9 protein-coding genes are annotated in these 18944 nt (G+C 37.4%); 3 read left to right on the top strand and 6 right to left on the bottom strand.

Features of this window, described 5'->3' with window-relative positions; all coding sequences use genetic code 11:
* The first annotated feature begins 224 nt into the window (after positions 1 to 224).
* Positions 225 to 8540, top strand: coding sequence for a T9SS type A sorting domain-containing protein (locus ULVI_RS12425; RefSeq protein WP_068593121.1), 8316 nt, complete (start codon positions 225 to 227; stop codon positions 8538 to 8540).
* A 50-nt stretch (positions 8541 to 8590) separates the two neighbouring features.
* Here the strand turns inward: ULVI_RS12425 and ULVI_RS12420 are convergent, their stop codons facing one another.
* Positions 8591 to 9862, bottom strand: a complete 1272-nt coding sequence (locus tag ULVI_RS12420) for an acyloxyacyl hydrolase (RefSeq protein WP_068593120.1) — start codon at positions 9860 to 9862, stop codon at positions 8591 to 8593.
* Positions 9863 to 9970: 108 nt separating this feature from the next.
* Between ULVI_RS12420 and ULVI_RS12415 the strand changes: the two genes are divergently transcribed.
* Complete coding sequence (locus ULVI_RS12415) at positions 9971 to 11326, top strand: alanine/glycine:cation symporter family protein (RefSeq protein WP_394330942.1); 1356 nt, start codon at positions 9971 to 9973, stop codon at positions 11324 to 11326.
* Here the strand turns inward: ULVI_RS12415 and ULVI_RS12410 are convergent.
* From ULVI_RS12410 to ULVI_RS12390, 5 genes are all read right to left on the bottom strand, one after another.
* Positions 11323 to 12225 (bottom strand): hypothetical protein, encoded by a 903-nt coding sequence (locus tag ULVI_RS12410; RefSeq protein WP_068593119.1) that lies wholly within the window; start codon positions 12223 to 12225, stop codon positions 11323 to 11325. The two genes, ULVI_RS12415 and ULVI_RS12410, sit on opposite strands and share 4 nt — an antisense overlap.
* A gap of 34 nt (positions 12226 to 12259) precedes the next feature.
* Positions 12260 to 13693: an MBOAT family O-acyltransferase gene (locus tag ULVI_RS12405; protein WP_068593118.1), complete on the bottom strand. Its 1434-nt coding sequence runs from the start codon at positions 13691 to 13693 to the stop codon at positions 12260 to 12262.
* Between the two features lie 130 nt (positions 13694 to 13823).
* Entirely contained in the window at positions 13824 to 15293 is a 1470-nt protein-coding gene (locus ULVI_RS12400) for a hypothetical protein (protein ID WP_068593117.1), read from the bottom strand.
* A 75-nt stretch (positions 15294 to 15368) separates the two neighbouring features.
* Positions 15369 to 16442 carry a DNA topoisomerase IB gene (locus tag ULVI_RS12395; protein WP_068593116.1) on the bottom strand — a complete coding sequence of 358 codons (1074 nt, stop codon included), beginning with the start codon at positions 16440 to 16442 and terminating at the stop codon, positions 15369 to 15371.
* A 209-nt stretch (positions 16443 to 16651) separates the two neighbouring features.
* A complete protein-coding gene (locus ULVI_RS12390; RefSeq protein WP_068593115.1) occupies positions 16652 to 17737 on the bottom strand; it encodes a M42 family metallopeptidase in 1086 nt (361 codons plus the stop codon).
* Between the two features lie 169 nt (positions 17738 to 17906).
* On the opposite strand from ULVI_RS12390, the gene ULVI_RS12385 reads away from it, so the two are divergent.
* Positions 17907 to 18539: a DUF4294 domain-containing protein gene (locus tag ULVI_RS12385; protein WP_241780994.1), complete on the top strand. Its 633-nt coding sequence runs from the start codon at positions 17907 to 17909 to the stop codon at positions 18537 to 18539.
* Positions 18540 to 18944: the final 405 nt, after the last annotated feature.

Below are 18944 nucleotides of genomic sequence, written 5' to 3'. Positions count from 1 at the left end.
GTAATATTATAACAACTAACAAACTTTTGCTTTTTTACACTCAAATTGTTAAAATTTAAGAAAGCATTTTTATAACTCAACTGTTTGATTATTAATTTTTTGATAATTTAACAAAACCATTCTTTCTATTTCTCCGTATGTTTTATATAGTTACTCTGAATTTGTGACTATTAGAATTATCCCTACAATTATAAAATCTAACTATTAATTAAACCATAAACCCTATGAGAAGAACAACTACTCGAAACCTTTTATTTCTGGTTTCTATTTTTTTAATTTCTACAACAATTTCCTTCGGGCAATTTGTTGTTACGAATAATAACGATACTGGTCCCGGATCTTTGCGGGAAGCTGTTCAATTAGCAAATACGACAGCAGGGCCAAATACTATTTCTTTTGATAATGATTATACAGTCAACTTAACAAGTGGTCTCATTTTAATATCTGATGACCTTATTATTACTGGAACAGGTATTGGAAATACAATATTAGATGGAAGTGCGAACGCTGCTAGAATATTTGCAGCAGTAGGCTTTTCATCTTTAAGTATTGAAGAAATTACTTTTCAGAATGCTACAGCAACTGGTGATGCCGGAGCTGTCGGGATTCAGAACGTTGCAAATGCATTAGTTCTCAATTGTGAATTTACTGGGAATACAACTAACGGTATGAACGGAGCTGGAGCACTTGGGGCAGATGGGTCTAATTTAATTATCGACGGATGCTCATTTACCAATAATACAGCGACCAATACTACTGCAAGTAGTGGTGGAGCTGTTGGTAACATTAATTCTGGTACTTTAACAGTTCTAAATTCAACGTTTACAAATAACATTACTAACCGTGCAGGTGGTGCGATTGAAGTTAAATCACCCGATTTACTTACAATCACAAATACCTTTTTTGATGGAAATGTAGCTTTAGGCCCTCCAGGAAATGGTGGAGCTTTACATATTACTGGTGGAGCAAATTCTGTAATTACCGGAGGTGTAGTTAGCAATAATACTGCTGTAGAAGGTGGAGGTTTTTGGAATGGAAGCGGATTAATGACAATTAACAGCGTAAGTTTCGATAATAACGAAGCTATTGGTGGTACAACCGGTGGTGGTGGTGTTTATTCAGTGGGAGGTCCACTTAATATTTTAGATACAAATTTTAATGCAAATTTAGCTGTTAACGGAAGTGCTTCCGGAGGAGCTATTTTTGCTGCACCTAATACAATTGTTGATATTGATGGAGCTCCAACAGGAGGATTCTTTCAAGGTAATGAAGCAAATCGTGCTGGTGGTGCAATCGAAATGTCTGCTGGTGGAACATTAACAGTAGCAAATAGTGATTTAGGAAATAATGTAGCTAACGGAGCACCTGGAAATGGTGGAGCAATTCACTTAACCGGAGATGCAAGTTTAATAATTACAGATTCTAACGTTGCTGCAAATACTGCTGCCTTAGAAGGTGGAGGTCTTTGGAATGGAATTGGGACAATGACTGTAACCAATACTACGGTAAATGCAAATGAAGCTCAAGGAGCTGGAGCAGACGATGGTGGTGGTGGAATTTTCAATAATGGAGGTACACTCATTATAAACGGAACAAGTACTGTAGACGGAAATTCAGCGACAGGAACGTCAGGTTCTGGTGGAGGTATTTTAAGTACTGCTGGAGATGTAACAATTTCTGGAGTTGATACATCTGTATCTAATAATAGTGCGTATCGCGCAGGGGGAGGTATCGAAATTATAGATGGTACATTAACCACGACCGATATTAATATGAATCAGAACAATGCAGGTTCAGATTTACCTAACCCTGGTAATGGAGGTTTCCTTCATGTTTCTGGAGTTGCAACTGTTTCAATCATTGGAGGAAATATTAATGACAATTTTGCCGCTCGAGAAGGTGGTGGTGTTTGGAATCAAGTAGGGAGTACAATGACCTTAGACAATCCAAACATGAACTCAAACATTGCAAGTGGAGATGCTGCAGACGATGGAGGAGGAGCAATCTTTAATAATGGAGGAGATTTAATTCTTCTTAATTCAGTTCTTGACGGAAATGTTGCAAATGGTGAGAACGGATCTGGAGGTGCAATTTTTAATGCTACTCCCGGAACTTTGACATTAACCAATGTAACCCTTCAGAATAATACAGCAAATAGAGCTGGTGGAGGAATTGAACTTCTTACTACTTCTGGTGAATCATATACATTTGATGAACTTAATTTAGATAACAATACTGCTACTGGAGCAGGAGCTGCTGCCGGTAACGGAGGTGGACTTCATGTTTCAGGACCTGCAGATGTTACTTTTAATGGAGGTATTGTAAGTAATAATACCGCTGTAGAAGGTGGTGGATTATGGAATGGTTTAGGACTAATGACGATAAATGGCGTTAGTCTAGATAATAATGAAGCTATCGGTGGTACAACTGGTGGTGGAGGTGTTTATTCTGTAGGAGGACCATTAACTATAATCTCAACAAATTTCAATGCGAATCTAGCTGTTAACGGAAGTGCTTCTGGAGGAGCTATTTTTGCTGCACCTAATACAATTGTTGATATTGAAGGACTTCCAACAGGAGGATTCTTTCAAGGTAATGAAGCAAATCGTGCTGGTGGTGCAATCGAAATGTCTGCTGGTGGAACATTAACAGTAGCAAATAGTGATTTAGGAAATAATGTAGCTAACGGAGCACCTGGAAATGGTGGAGCAATTCACTTAACCGGAGATGCAAGTTTAATAATTACAGATTCTAACGTTGCTGCAAATACTGCTGCCTTAGAAGGTGGAGGTCTTTGGAATGGAATTGGGACAATGACTGTAACCAATACTACGGTAAATGCAAATGAAGCTCAAGGAGCTGGAGCAGACGATGGTGGTGGTGGAATTTTCAATAATGGAGGTACACTCATTATAAATGGAACAAGTACTGTAGATGGAAATTTAGCGACAGGAACGTCAGGTTCTGGTGGAGGTATTTTAAGTACTGCTGGAGATGTAACAATTTCTGGAGCTGATACATCTGTATCTAATAATAGTGCGTATCGCGCAGGGGGAGGTATCGAAATTATAGATGGTACATTAACCACGACCGATATTAATATGAATCAGAACAATGCAGGTTCAGATGCCCCTAACCCTGGTAATGGAGGTTTCCTTCATGTTTCTGGAGTTGCAACTGTTTCAATCATTGGAGGAAATATTAATGACAATTTTGCCGCTCGAGAAGGTGGTGGTGTTTGGAATCAAGTAGGGAGTACAATGACTTTAGACAATCCAAACATGAATTCAAACATTGCAAGTGGAGATGCTGCAGACGATGGAGGAGGAGCAATCTTTAATAATGGAGGAGATTTAATTCTTCTTAATTCAGTTCTTGACGGAAATGTTGCAAATGGAGAGAACGGATCTGGAGGTGCAATTTTTAATGCTACTCCTGGAACTTTAACATTAACCAATGTTACCCTTCAAAATAATACAGCAAACAGAGCTGGTGGTGCTATCGAAATTTTAGGTGTTTCTGGTGAAGTTTACACATTCGATGGTCTTATTTTAGACAACAATACTGCTACTGGAGCAGGAGCTGCTGCCGGTAACGGAGGTGGACTTCATGTTACGGGACCTGCAGATGTTATTTACAATGGTGGATCTGTTACAAACAATATCGCTGTTGAAGGTGGTGGACTTTGGAATAATGCTGGAACAATGACAGTAAATGGAGTTTCAATCACAGGAAATACCGCAAATGGTAATGCTACTGGTGGTGGTGGACTCTTTAATAATGGAGGTACACTTATCGTTGATGCTGCTACAACTCTTACGCAAAATATTGCTGCAGGAGAAGATGTTGGTGGACGTGGAGGTGCAATTTTTAATAATACCGACGGTGTACTTACTATTGCATCTGGATCTGTAATTAACGGAAACTATGCGAGTAGAGCAGGTGGAGCCATTGAAGATAATTCTGGTGGAACGCTTCTTCTTAATGGAGTTACCTTAAGTGGTAATGCGGCAGGTGTAGACATCGGATTAGGAAATACAATTACTCCGAATCCAGGAAATGGTGGAGCACTTCACTTATCAGGTACTACAAATGCAACAGTAGATCAATTTTCTACAATTTCAAATAATTTAGCAGCTTCTGAAGGTGGTGGATTATGGAATAATACAGGAACTTTAACAGTAAATACTCCTATCATCGACGGAAACATTGCCAGTGGTGATGACGCAACAAATGGTGGTGGAGCTGTTTTTAACAACGGAGGTACTTTAGTACTTGCAGGTGGAGTTTACTCTAATAACTTGGCTGATGGAGAATCAGGTTCTGGTGGTGCAGTAATGAGTACCGACGGAAACGTAACAATTACAGATGTTGTTATGAGTTTTAATACATCCCTTCGTGCTGGTGGTGCCATAGAATTGATCGATGGAACTCTAGAAGTAGGAGGAAACTTTAACTTAAGTGATAACAATGCTGGGACAAATCCTGGTAATGGTGGTGCAGTTCACATTAGTGGAACAGCAGACGCAACTTTTACAGGAGGAACTGTACAAAATAATACTGCAGCCCGAGAAGGGGGTGGTCTTTGGAATAGTACAGGACTTATGACTGTTAGCGGAACTGTTATTGATGCAAACACAGCAAGTGGACCTGCTGGAGATGATGGTGGTGGAGGTATCTTTAATAATGGAGGTACTTTAACTGTGACTACAGGAACAGCAATTACAAATAATACAGCTGACGGAGCTTCTGGTTCTGGAGGAGGTGTAATGAGTGTTGGAGGAGATGTAACTCTTACAGGAACAACAGTAACAAACAATCAATCGAACCGCGCAGGTGGTGGAATTGAAGTTGCTGCAGGAACTCTTACGTTAAACGATGTTACCTTAGATATGAATGATACGGGTGTTGCTTCTGAAGCTCCTGCTCCTGGAAACGGTGGTGGACTTCACGTAGGAGGAACCGCAAATTCAACGATCAACGGTGGTACAGTAAATGGAAACGTTGCTGCTGCTGAAGGTGGTGGACTATGGAACAGCACAGGGACAATGGATGTTGTTGGTGTGACTGTAACAAATAATATCGCAAGCGGTGCTTTAGCTGAAAATGGTGGTGGAGGAATCTACAACGATGGTGGAACATTGAATGTGGATGCGACTACATTAATAGATAGCAATATCGCTGACGGAACTGCCGGATCAGGTGGTGGTGTTTTAAGTACTGGAGGAGATGTAACTCTTACAGGAACAACAGTAACAAACAATCAATCGAACCGCGCAGGTGGTGGAATTGAAGTTGCTGCAGGAACTCTTACGTTAAACGATGTTACCTTAGATATGAATGATACGGGTGTTGCTTCTGAAGCTCCTGCTCCTGGAAACGGTGGTGGACTTCACGTAGGAGGAACCGCAAATTCAACGATCAACGGTGGTACAGTAAATGGAAACGTTGCTGCTGCTGAAGGTGGTGGACTATGGAACAGTACAGGAACAATGGATGTTGTTGGTGTGACTGTAACAAATAATATCGCAAGCGGTGTTTTAGCTGAAAATGGTGGTGGAGGAATCTACAACGATGGCGGAACATTGAATGTGGATGCGACAACATTAATAGATAGCAATATCGCTGACGGAACTGCCGGATCAGGTGGTGGTGTTTTAAGTACTGGTGGAGATGTAACTCTTACAGGAACAACAGTAACAAACAATCAATCGAACCGCGCAGGTGGTGGAATTGAAGTTGCTGCAGGAACCCTTACGTTAAACGATGTTACCTTAGATATGAATGATACGGGTGTTGCTTCTGAAGCTCCTGCTCCTGGAAACGGTGGTGGACTTCACGTAGGAGGAACCGCAAATTCAACGATCAACGGTGGTACAGTAAACGGAAACGTTGCTGCTGCTGAAGGTGGTGGACTATGGAACAGTACAGGAACAATGGATGTTGTTGGTGTGACTGTAACAAATAATATTGCAAGCGGTGTTTTAGCTGAAAATGGTGGTGGAGGAATCTACAACGATGGCGGAACATTGAATGTGGATGCGACAACATTAATAGATAGCAATATCGCTGACGGAACTGCCGGATCAGGTGGTGGTGTTTTAAGTACTGGAGGAGATGTAACTCTTACGGGAACAACGGTAACAAACAATCAATCGAACCGCGCAGGTGGTGGAATTGAAGTTGCTGCAGGAACCCTTACGTTAAACGATGTTACCTTAGATATGAATGATACGGGTGTTGCTTCTGAAGCTCCTGCTCCTGGAAACGGTGGTGGACTTCACGTAGGTGGAACCGCAAATTCAACGATCAACGGTGGTACAGTAAATGGAAACGTTGCTGCTGCTGAAGGTGGTGGATTATGGAACGGAGCTGGAAGTATGACTGTAGACGGAACAACCGTTGATGGAAATACGGCTAGCGGAGCAGATTCTGACCAAGGTGGTGGAGGAATTTACAACCTAAGTGGAACCCTTACCGTTCAAAACGGAGCCACGATCACAGGAAATATCGCTGATGGAGCCGCTGGTTCTGGAGGTGGAATTTTAAATGATGCTGGAGCTACCTTGGTAGTAACTGGATCAACGATTAGTGGAAACACTGCGATGAGAGCTGGTGGTGGAATTGAAGATAACTCTGGAGCAGATTCGGATGTTACTTTAACCGATACTAACTTAGATATGAACACGACTGCAGCTGCCCCAGGTAATGGTGGTGGATTGCACGTAACAGGAGCTGGAAATGTATCGGTTACTGGAGGTACAGTAAATGGAAACGTTGCTGCTGCTGAAGGTGGTGGATTATGGAACGGAGCTGGAAGTATGACTGTAGATGGAACAACTGTCGATGGAAATACGGCTAGCGGAGCTGAATCGGATCAAGGTGGTGGAGGAATCTACAACCTAAGTGGAACCCTTACCGTTCAAAACGGAGCCATGATCACAGGAAATATCGCTGATGGAGCCGCTGGTTCTGGAGGTGGAATTTTAAATGATGCTGGAGCTACCTTGGTAGTAACTGGATCAACGATTAGTGGAAACACTGCGATGAGAGCTGGTGGTGGAATTGAAGATAATTCTGGAGCCGACTCAACCATAGCATTGACCGATGTTACATTAGACTCCAATGAAACCTTTACATCTCCAGGTAATGGAGGAGGACTTCATATTACAGGTCCTGGTGTTGCGACAATAACTGGAGGAACCGTGAACGATAACGTTGCTGGATCTGAAGGTGGTGGACTATGGAATGGTTCAGGTACGATGACTGTAGATGCTGTAACAATTAGCGGAAACACTGCAACCGGTGCGGATGCTGATAATGGTGGAGCAGGGGTCTTCAATAATGGAGGTACTTTAAATATCGTAAATGGTTCTGTGATAAGTGGAAACCTTGCAACTGGAGCTTCAGGTTCTGGTGGAGGTTTATTAAGCACAGATGGTGCTGTAACAGTAACGAATTCAGTATTTACTGATAATGCTGCAAACCGCGCAGGTGGAGCTATCGAATTAATCGATGGTACATTGATAATTACAGATTCAGAAATAATGACGAACACATTGAATGGTGATGCGGGTACTCCTGCCCCAGGAAATGGTGCTGGATTACACGTAACAGGTACTGCTAGTACGATCGATATCGTTGGAAGTACAATTGTTGGTAATACTGCTGCTAATGATGGTGGTGGATTATGGAATCAAAATGGAAGTACGATGAATGTACTAACTTCTACTTTAAGCGAGAATACTGCTGCTGAAGGAGGAGGATTCTATAACAATACTGGTGCGATCACTACCATTACAAGAAGTACTATTTCCGGAAACTCGGCAACGATCTCTGGTGGTGGAATTTCTAACAATGGTGCAAGTTTAGACCTTAACGCGGTAACTGTTGCAATGAATACTGCTGCAGGTAACGGTGGAGGTATCGAAAGTCTTACAACTACATCGTTAACCAATACGATAGTAGCTTTAAACACTGCATCTGCAGGTATGGATGTAACTGGGACTTTTGTTTCTAACGACTTTAACTTGATTGGAACAGATGATCAGGATGCATTTCCTGAACAAGCCAATGATCTTGAAGAAGTGGACCCAATGTTAGGACCTTTAGCAGATAATGGAGGGACTACTTTTACACATGAATTATTAGAAGGTTCTGTTGCATATAATGCAGGAAACCCAGAAGATAATTTTAATGATCAAATAGATCAATCTGTGTTTGGTGGACGTCGTGACATTGGAGCTTTCGAATCACAGGAAGTACTACTTGCTGTTGAAGATATCGCATCTAATGATGAAGGTGTAATATTGTATCCAAACCCTTCAAACGGTTTAGTTACCTTAAGAATACCACAAACATTTGGTACCAATGCTGAAATTACGATTATTGAATTAGGTTCAGGTAAAATTGTTCAAACATCACGTACTTCGGTAAGTGAAACTGAACTGAATCTTAATTCTTATGCGAATGGTGTATACATCGTTCGAATCGTTTCAGAAAACGCAACATCAGTACAACGACTGATCTTAGCGAAATAATTCTAAATTATAAATACCTGAAAACGCCTCCCATATTTGGGGGGCGTTTTTTATTTAAAGGAAAAGGAATGTACATATCCAAGGCTTAATTCAGAAAAATCGGCTTGCCCAAGATTTCCATTGATATGTGCGCCCAAATAAAAGTTATGAAGAGGTTTCAAAGCTGTTCCGAAGAGGTAATATTTTAATCCAAGTCGACTTGAAACACGTTTTTTTAATTTATATTTTGTGCTCTCCAAATCGCCTAATTCTACAAAAGTGATCGGGCCATTTCCATAATCTTCAGTATAGGTAAAACCTTCATTTAGCTGCCAGTCGAAATCGTACGCTGGTTTGTGAAAATTATATCCTAAATTTACTTCAATCCCAATATGATTCAGAAGTAATTCTCCCGAGACAAAAGCACCAAAATTGGTAGCGTATTGAAATGGATGTTGTACATATTCAGAATAAAATTCAGGAATTAGTCCTTCATTTGCTTTGATATAATCGTAGTAATGTTCGTAAAAACGGTAGTAAAGTCCGAAGCCAATTTTATAGGTGGAATTAATCACTTTCCCTGTCGATAGCGCTATAGAATACACTTCACGCTTGTCGTTTAGTTCTTCTGAAAGTACATTTTGACCCACACCTGTTCTAAGAGAAATAAAATAATTAGAGCTTTTAACATAGGGTTCTTCGGAAGATAAAAAAGGAGTAGTGCTCGACGGAAGCTTTTTCGCATATCGAAATTGAGCAGAAGCACTTAACAAAAAAGAATTAAACCCTTGATTGGGTAATTTGGTATGTCCATTACTATGATGAAAATATCCACCACCTAATCTCCAATGAATGCGTTCTTTCTTTAACACATCGAAATATAAAAACATACGAAATGACCAAGTGATCTTAGTGGTAACTCCTTGATTAAACGGATTTGTAACAGAATCAAACCGCTTATTGAAATAAGAAGCTCCCATTCCAACCTGTAAATGAAGGTCTTTTTTTCTTTTTCGAAAAAGGTTGAATTCAACAAAAGGAAGTACAGAGAATACATAGCCAACTTTTTCAGTATTTCCAAAATCATTAACTCCTAAAGTAATTCCCGTCCTTGGTTTATTCAAGCGATACGTCCATTCTTCAGTCGTGTCTTGAAATTTTCCGAAGCTTAGTAGGAATCCTTTCTGTGGTTTAGTTTCAGGAAAGTCTGTATTTGCAGGAATAAGGTTTCCGTAGAGAATTTCAGGAGTAATAAAATGACTGGAACTTTGGGTGTCTTGTGTATTTTGTCCCCAAAGCGTAGTATAAATAATTAGAGTTAAAAGCGGTAGTTTTTTCTTCATTGAAGATTGCAAGTAACAATTTCTAGACTTATTTTAAAAATTAAAGTATACTTTCGTGAAGAATCAAACAAAAAAATCTTGAAAGAACTCGATTTAATTATTGGAAAAATGGCCTCTTATGCTTGGGGACTCCCTCTTTTAATACTCCTTATTGGAGGTGGCTTATATTTATTATTTCGCATTCGGTTTTTACCTTTTCGATATTTAGGACATGCAATCGCAGTACTTCGAGGTAAGTATGACTCTGAAAGTGATGCAGGTGAAATTACACATTTCCAAGCCTTAACCACCGCATTATCTGCCACTGTCGGTATGGGGAATATCGCAGGAGTAGCTGTTGCAATTGCGGTAGGTGGTCCAGGAGCTGTTTTTTGGATGTGGGTGAGTGCGGTAATTGGTATGTCGACAAAGTTTTTCACGGCGACAACGGCCATTATGTATCGTGGAAAAGATAGCGAAGGAAAAATACAAGGCGGACCTATGTATTTTATTGTAGAAGGATTAGGAAAAAAATGGAAACCGTTAGCCATACTTTTTAGTATTTCTGGTCTTGTTGGGGCGCTGCCCGTGTTTAATGTTAATCAGTTAAAGCAAGCATTAAACGATATTTTACTGAAACCAGCGGGATTATATCATGGGTTTTCTTCCGATATGTTAATTGGAATTGTGCTGGCAATCATTACTTCGCTCGTGATTTTAGGAGGGATTTCAAGAATAAGTAAAACAGCTTCAAAACTAGTTCCAGCAATGGTGCTTTTATATTTTGTAATGGTATTGTTTATTTTAGGAGCCTATATAGAACAGGTTCCTGTGTATTTAAAATTAATTTTTACTGAAGCATTTTCAGCCTCTTTATTTCAAGGAGATACATTTTTAGGTGGTGCATTGGGAGGGCTTATTCTTCTTGGAATAAGACGAGGAGCATTTTCGAATGAAGCTGGAATTGGTACGGCGCCGATGGCACACGGAGCGGCAAAAACGAATGAACCTATTAGGGAGGGATTAGTAGCGATGTTGGGGCCAGCTATCGATACCTTAATTATATGTACGTTAACGGCACTTGCAATATTAGTAACAGGCGTTTGGGAATCGAGCGACGCCAATGGTGTAAGCTTAACTGCCACTGCTTTTGAAAATGGCATTCCTCAAATTGGTAAGTATGCGTTATTACTTTGTATCGCCGTATTTAGTATTTCTTCGCTATTTTCTTATTCATATTACGGTTCGAAATGTATGTCGTTTTTGTTCGGGGCAAAATATAAATCGTATTACATCTATTTTTATATAGCAAGTATCCTTATTGGAGCAACAACTAGTTTAAGTATGATGATTAATTTAATAGATACTTTTTTTGCGCTTATGGCTATTCCTACTATGATTGCTACTATACTACTCGCCCCAAAAGTTATTATTGAAGCCAAACGTTATTTTAGTAACTTAAACGCAACAAAGAAGATAGATTAATTTATTTTAGTAAGTAGTACGTTAAGCTTTTCTGTAAATACTTTGGCTCCATCAGGGTTAAGGTGATTTTCATTTCTAAAATGTTTTACAGTAAAGTCAGTATCCTCTTCAGCATTTAAAAAGTAAATATTTTGATATTTTTCTTTAACAATTTCAAGAATGCTATCGCGTCTATGAAGCACATCTGGGTATCTTTTATCATTATAATTTAAAAATGTAGGGGGACTCATAATAACAACTTTTAAATTTTTTTCTTTGCAAAAATCTAGCATGTTGAAGAAATACGGTACATTATATTTAAAGGCAATTCTATCAATCCGAACATCTTTTTTAATAGTTGATTTTAGAATTTCAGAAGTATTATAGTTTAATTTCTTAAACTTACCGGCATAATTCCCTCTATCGAAACCATAAATATTATAATCGTATTTATAATTTTTCTTTATGTAATAGCTTTCTAAAAGTTTAGCAAAAAAACCGGTCCTTGTAGTAGTTAAAAATCGATCCTTAAAATACGTAGTTCGTTGAAATGTATTTACATCATAGTATTTTAAATAGAGGTTGTTTTTCCAAAAGTATTTTGAATTATGTGGAATTTCAAAGTGACCGTATGAAACTTCAAACGCAACTATTTCTAGTTTTGGAAGCCTATCAAGTGTTTGTTTTAGTATTTCGAAATCGCTATTATGATGTTGGGAGGTAGAGCTGAAGCTAATAGAAGGTAAATCAATATACTCTGGATTAACACTATTTTGTATTTGTGATGAGCCAAATATGGCTATTTTTATTGTATCTCCATTTGTTTTTAGTACATCACTAATTAGGGCATAATTAGTTGGGATTTTTGTTACTGCATATTCAAAACAAAAGAATACGACAATAACTGGAATAAAAAACAAGATGCACCTTGCCGCAAAACTTTTTTGTTGCCTGCTAAAATTGGAAATAGATAAATTCTTCTTTGGGTCCGGCATATCGGAAAATTAGAAATATAAATATATAATAAATAAGCCATCTCACGGGTCTGGAAAAAATCTTTTCAAGATGCTCAAAAGGATAGTTTTTATAGCGAGTAAGTACCTCAATAAATATTAAAAAAGGGATCACCAAAATTCTCCATCCAATAATAAAATTAAAAGGGTCACTTGGTACCCCGCTTAGAATTCTCTCAATTATGGTAAATGACATTGTAAGATCTTGTGATCTAAAAAAAATACACGAGGTCATAATTAAAGTAAAACTATATATAATGGTAAGTCCTAAAGGTATTTTAGTGAGATAGGCAATAAGACTCACATTTCGACTTCCTATTTTTAGCGGGATTCTTTCAATGGAAATTGTAATGGCCTGAAATAAACCAAATGCAACAAAAGTCCATTGTGCACCATGCCAAAATCCAATGAGCGTCATTGTTACAAAAAGAGCGGTAGTTTTAGCGGCGTAACTTCTTTTTTTATTTTTAATAAGTGGTGCATATACATAATCTGTGAACCACTTGGTGAGTGTAATATGCCAGCGTTGCCAGAATTCTGATACACTTCTTGATAGATACGGAATGTTAAAGTTTTTAGATAGTTTAAACCCAAATAACTTTGCAGTACCAATTGCGATGTCACTATATCCGGAAAAATCACAATAGATTTGAAAAAAGAACAATGCTGAACCGTACAATAATGATAAACTACCATATTCATTAGGCGCTATGTAGATAGCATTTACAGCAATAGCAACAGTATCTGCGACTACCATTTTTTTGAATAATCCCCATAGAATTTGCCGTAATCCTTCTTTTGTTTGTTTTAGATTAAAATGTCTTTCTTTTTGAAACTGAGGAAGTAAATTTTTAGCACGTTCTATTGGGCCTGCGACTAATTGGGGGAAAAAGCTCACGAAACAAAGAAATTCCATGAGATTGTGGGTTGGTTTGATTCTTTTTCGATACACATCGATACTGTAGCTCATAGTTTGAAACGTATAAAAGCTTAAACCTACAGGAATAATTACATTCCAAAAATAATAGGATGTTTCAAAAGTGTCAATTGAAAATAATGAAGTGAAATTATCTAAGAAAAAATTAAAATATTTAAATGTAAACAGAACCCCCAAATTCCAAAGCAAACTACCCCATAAAAATATTTTCCTATTTCGAATACTTTTAGAGTGCCCCATTCCTATGGCAGCATAATAATCTACAATAGAACTTAAAAATATTAATGATAAAAACCGCCAATCCCACAAACCGTAGAACAAATAACTAGCAAGTAGTAAAAGTATGTTTTGAGCGGCTCTTTTTTTTACGCCGAGTGTCCAATATATTGTATATACAATGACGAGGAAAAGTCCGAAATCAAAAGAATTGAATAACAATGTACTGGTTTTTATATGGAGCAAATATAGGAAAAACAAAAGTTGCTCAAAGCTATTTTACAACCATAAAAACGAGGCATAAAAAAACCCAGAAACTTTCGTTTCCGGGTTTTAAAAAAGAATATATTTACTAATATCCTCTTATAAGAATATTATCAATTGCAATATCTTCATCACCTGCGTTTAAATTAATCGCAATTCTAATAGCAACTGTTCCTGATGCAGTAGGATTATTAGCTACATTATTATTAAACGCTACACGGAAATCTTGAAAAGTCTCGGTAATAATCACACCATCACCTACACCGTCAAAATCAGTATCAATTTGTGGAGCAGAGTTAAATTGAGAACCATCATTTGTAATAGCTAAAATTGGTGTCCAATTAGTACCATCAAAAGAATATTCCATTATTACATTATCAGTATTATCCCAATCTTCGTCATTATTAGATGCATCATCTTCCGCAAAAGAAGCATCTACATAAACAGTACTAAAAGAAGCTATGTTAATATTTTCGAACATGATATAGGCTGGAATCCCAATTTGACTATCTACATCTTGAGCTGCGAAATATCCATTTCCTATTAAGTTAGAAAAATTATTAAAAGAAGCTCCGATATTAGAACCATCTGTTCTGGTAAAATAATCGTCATTACCACTTGTGAATTCTGGTTCACTTGTAGTATACATTAATGTGTCATCTTCAAAATTCTCGAAAGCCAATCTAGTAAAACAATTAGGAGATTCTGGGTTCATAGCATCTGTTTTGAAAGTCCCAGATTTTTGACCCTCCAATCCTCTTTTAAAATACCAAAAACCAACTTGACTCGAACAGTCTGGAGCGCTATTGCTATATCCCATTTGTCCTTCCCATTCAACTGCATTAGAACCTACCATAAATCCTACATTACTTCCTGCATCTCCACTTCTTGAAGTGCAAAAAGTAATATCTGAATTAGTTCCGTCAACAACACAATTTTCTTGTAATCCTTGACCTCCAGAGTATGTATTTCCATTAAATTCAACCTGTGTTGCATATGTTTGATCTCCAGTGGCATCTCCACTTATTACAACATTCCAAGTTCTTGGCTCGGAGTTTCCACACTGAAAACATTGGTAAGTACCTGTAAAAGTGGTTACAGGAGCAAAAGAGGTATTCTTAGCAACTAAAATATCACCCTTGAGATTTTTATAATTTACATCTGTAATTATTGGACTTGTTCCATCATCGTTCACAGAAAATTTAAAAGACATTTCCGAACCAGAAAACTCTAATTTTGTAATTTCTTCACCTAGAGAAATATTTCTATTTGCAGTGGCAACAAAAGATTTTCCATTTTGTAAAGAAACTAACGCTGTTGGATAAGACTTTTGTTTAGTAGTATTTTCTGAATTGAAATATGGCACATCAATTTCTACAGTTGCTCGGTAGTCAGAATTATTTGTAGTAAAAACACCTTTATAGTTCCCTAAACTAGAGGCATCTAATGTAGAAGCATCATAGGCTAAATCTGCATTGCTTTCTGAAGTTTCAGGTTGGTCTACACTACACGAAGCTAGAATTAAGCCCGAAACAAATAAATAAAGTAATTTTTTCATTGTTAAATATTATGAGGTTATAAAAAACAAAAATATCATTTTATCCGAGATAGCACATTATCCTTGTATTAAATCTTACAAATTGATTTTGAACTCTTTTAGAACCTTAAGAAGAATTTTTTCTGAAGATGATAAGTACTTTGTTTTAGAAACATTTTTATCTAAAAGATCGAATTCTTTCTGAAGACTTCCATCAATATATTTTTCTGAAAGAATTGGGTGTACATAGTATTTTCTACAAACATTCCGGGTGTTTCCTAATCCACTAGCTGCAGCATCGAATGCTTTTAGAATATTTGAAGCAGCTTCCTTTTTTGATGGAGCAATTCCGAAGTTATATAAAGTTTCAAAAAAGATTTTACTTGCCGCCCAAGTTCTAAAATCTTTTGCTGAAAAAAGATCTCCACTCAATTCTTGAATGTAATCGTTAACCATACCACTATCAATACAATGATGTGTACCATCTTCATCGTAATACTGAAACAGTTCCCATCCAGGAATTTCTTTGCTTTGAATAACCAAGCGTTGTAGTTTCTTGTTCTTTAAGGTTACCGAATGTTTTTTGCCTTTTTTACCAACAAATTCAAACTTCAATTTATTCTTCTTTATATCAAGGTGCTTTGTTCGCAATGTGGAAAGACCATAAGTTTTATTTTTCTTGGCATAATACTCGTTGCCAATACGAATATGGGTTTCTTCCATAAGACGCAACACCAATGCCAAACATTTTCTTTTGCTCATACGCTTCAGTCTTAGATCTTTTTCAATCTGAGCACGCATCTCAGGAAGAACATTTCCGAAGGAAGCCATTTTAAAATATTTTGTCTGATTCCTTATTTTAGACCAATGTGGATGATACCGATATTGTTTTCGATTTTTTTCATCTCTACCAACGACTTGAAGATGGCCATTTTTAAGATGAGTTATATATACATCGTTCCAAGCGGGAGGAATAACCAAATCTTTAAAACGCTTTAAAGACGGTTTGTCTACAATTTTTTCACCTTGTGAAGTGTAATAAAATCCTTTTCCGTGTCGGTGCCGTCGAATCGTTAATTTGTTATCAGTGACATAAATCAGGTTAGCAAGCTCTGCTGCCTTTATAGGGTTCTTTAAAACCTTTTCTACCTGGGGTGCTTTTAATACCATGATCTAAAAATAGACCAAAACAGATTTACTTTGTCTTAAAGAAAAGACAAAAGATTAAACAAAAGCGATTTAAATTTAATGTAGTATTTGTTGAGAGCAAAATTAACGATGCATTTTTTTATGGTAATTGTATTAAGGTAAAACTAAAAACATGCTACAGAAGTACTGTAGCATGTTTTAAGATAACCTAAAAAATATGTTTTTATCGTTTAGTCAAAATAACTAAATGTCTCTCCATTTTTAATTTTTAAGAGAGATTCGTAAATAAGTTTAATTACATTTTCAACATCATCACGATGTACCATTTCTACGGTCGTGTGCATGTATCGCAAGGGTAACGAAATTAAAGCACTAGCGACTCCACTATTGCTGTACGCAAATGCATCGGTATCGGTCCCTGTAGCTCGGGATAGTGCAGCGCGTTGAAAAGGAATTTTATTTTCGGTAGCAGTAGCAACAATAAGATCGCGTAACTTTTGCTGCACAGCAGGTGCATAAGCAATTACTGGGCCTTTTCCAATTTCAGCCAGCCCTTGCTTTTTCTTATCGATCATTGGGGTAGTGGTGTCGTGCGTAACATCGGTAACTATGGCGACATTCGGTTTAATGCGTTCTGCGATCATTTGTGCACCTCGCAAGCCAATCTCTTCCTGTACCGAATTAGTAATATAAAGACCGAAAGGTAGTTCCTTTTTATTTTCATGAAGGAGTCGTGCTACTTCAGCAATCATAAACCCACCCATTCTGTTATCGAGCGCACGACATACAAATTTATCTTTATTTAGAATGTGAAATGTATCTGGATATGTAATTACACATCCAACATGAATGCCCATTTTCTCAACTTCTTCTTTATCTTTTGCTCCTACATCGACAAAAATGTTGTCAGGTTTTGGAGCTTCTTCCTTAGACTTATTTCGTGTATGGATAGCGGGCCAACCAAATACCCCTTTAATAATCTCTTTTTCAGTGTGAATATTCACAATTTTAGAAGGAGCAATTTGGTGATCACTTCCGCCATTTCGTATCACATAAAGAAGTCCGTCGTCACTAATATAGTTTACATACCAAGAAATTTCATCAGCATGCCCTTCAATAACCACTTTAAATTCGGCATCAGGATTAATAACGGCAACAGCAGTTCCATAGGTATCTGTAAAGAATTCGTCTACGTAAGGCTTCAGGTACTCCATCCATATTTTTTGACCATCCCATTCATATCCAGTAGGGGCGGCATTATTTAGGTAAGACTCTAAGAAAGTAAGTGATTTTTTATTCAATACAGAACGTGCCATAAGTGTGTTTTTTTTTAGAAGCATCAAAATTAGCAATTAATTAATAAGTGCGCCGACTCATTTTGTTTAATTTTGGAATGATTTTAGTAACCCTGTTATCAAAATTGCCCGAATGAAAATGTATGTACCGTTCTTCTTTAGTATTTGTATGCTGGTTTGTAGTTCGATCATGGCGCAAACTCCTCAATCTTTTATAGAAAAGAACAAAGATTCCACCGAAACCTTTTATTATATTATCGAGGGAGACACAATTCCTAGAGAATATATCGATTTAGAGGAAGTAGTATTACTTAATAAAATTGAATTCAACTCTAAACAAGATCGCCGCAGGTACCTAATCCTTCGTCGTAAAACTAAAAAAGTATACCCTTATGCAAAGTTAGCTGCAGAAAGACTTACAACAATGAGTGATCGCTTAAAGAATATTGAGAATAAAAGGGATCGAAAAAAATATACAAAGCGCGTACAAAAATACATCGAAGAAGAATTTTCAGAAAAGCTTAAAAAATTAACGCATACCGAAGGGCAGATTCTGGTTAAACTTATTCATAGACAAACCGGAAGAACAGCCTTCGAGCTTGTTAAAGAGCTAAGAACTGGTTGGCGAGCTTTTTGGTATAACACCACCGCAAATTTGTTCGACATCTCCTTAAAAGAAGAATACCAACCTTTTAAAGAAAAAGAAGACTATCTCATCGAAGATATTCTCGAACGCTCATTTCAATCAAATCTTCTAGAACGCCAAAAACCAGCTTTCGAAATAGATTACCTAGATCTTACAGCACATTGGAATTCTAAATAAAAACAAAATAGTTGTTTATTTATTTGGAAATTAGCATCTTACTGTGTAGTTTAGTAATTCGCCTTTTTTTGTAAACTTAAATAATTACGTTCTTTTTACGCTAAAAATTTTTGGCGTTCCCACTAGGATTTTCAATTTTAAGTATTGATTTTATTTGCAGGTTGTTTTTTCATAGTGCTTTTTATGGCTTAATTTGAGAAGTGGTCGGGCCATCCGCACTCGCTTTTTTGGGGAGAATGCGATTCCCCAAAAAGAGCTCAGACAGTTGCTTTTGCCCCTAACGCAGTTTTCCGGGTCGTATTGGTACTAATATATAGGTATAAAAGGTTTATTTGCGAGGTGTTTTTTTTAAAACGAGGTGTTTCAGAGGTTTAAGAAAAAAGTGCAAAAAAGTTTTAAAAAAGG

Origin of the sequence: Cochleicola gelatinilyticus, assembly GCF_001637325.1 — a bacterium.
GTDB lineage: Bacteria > Bacteroidota > Bacteroidia > Flavobacteriales > Flavobacteriaceae > Cochleicola > Cochleicola gelatinilyticus.
The sequence above is the reverse complement of the archived record's forward strand: the minus strand, read 5'-3'. Positions and strand labels throughout refer to the sequence as shown.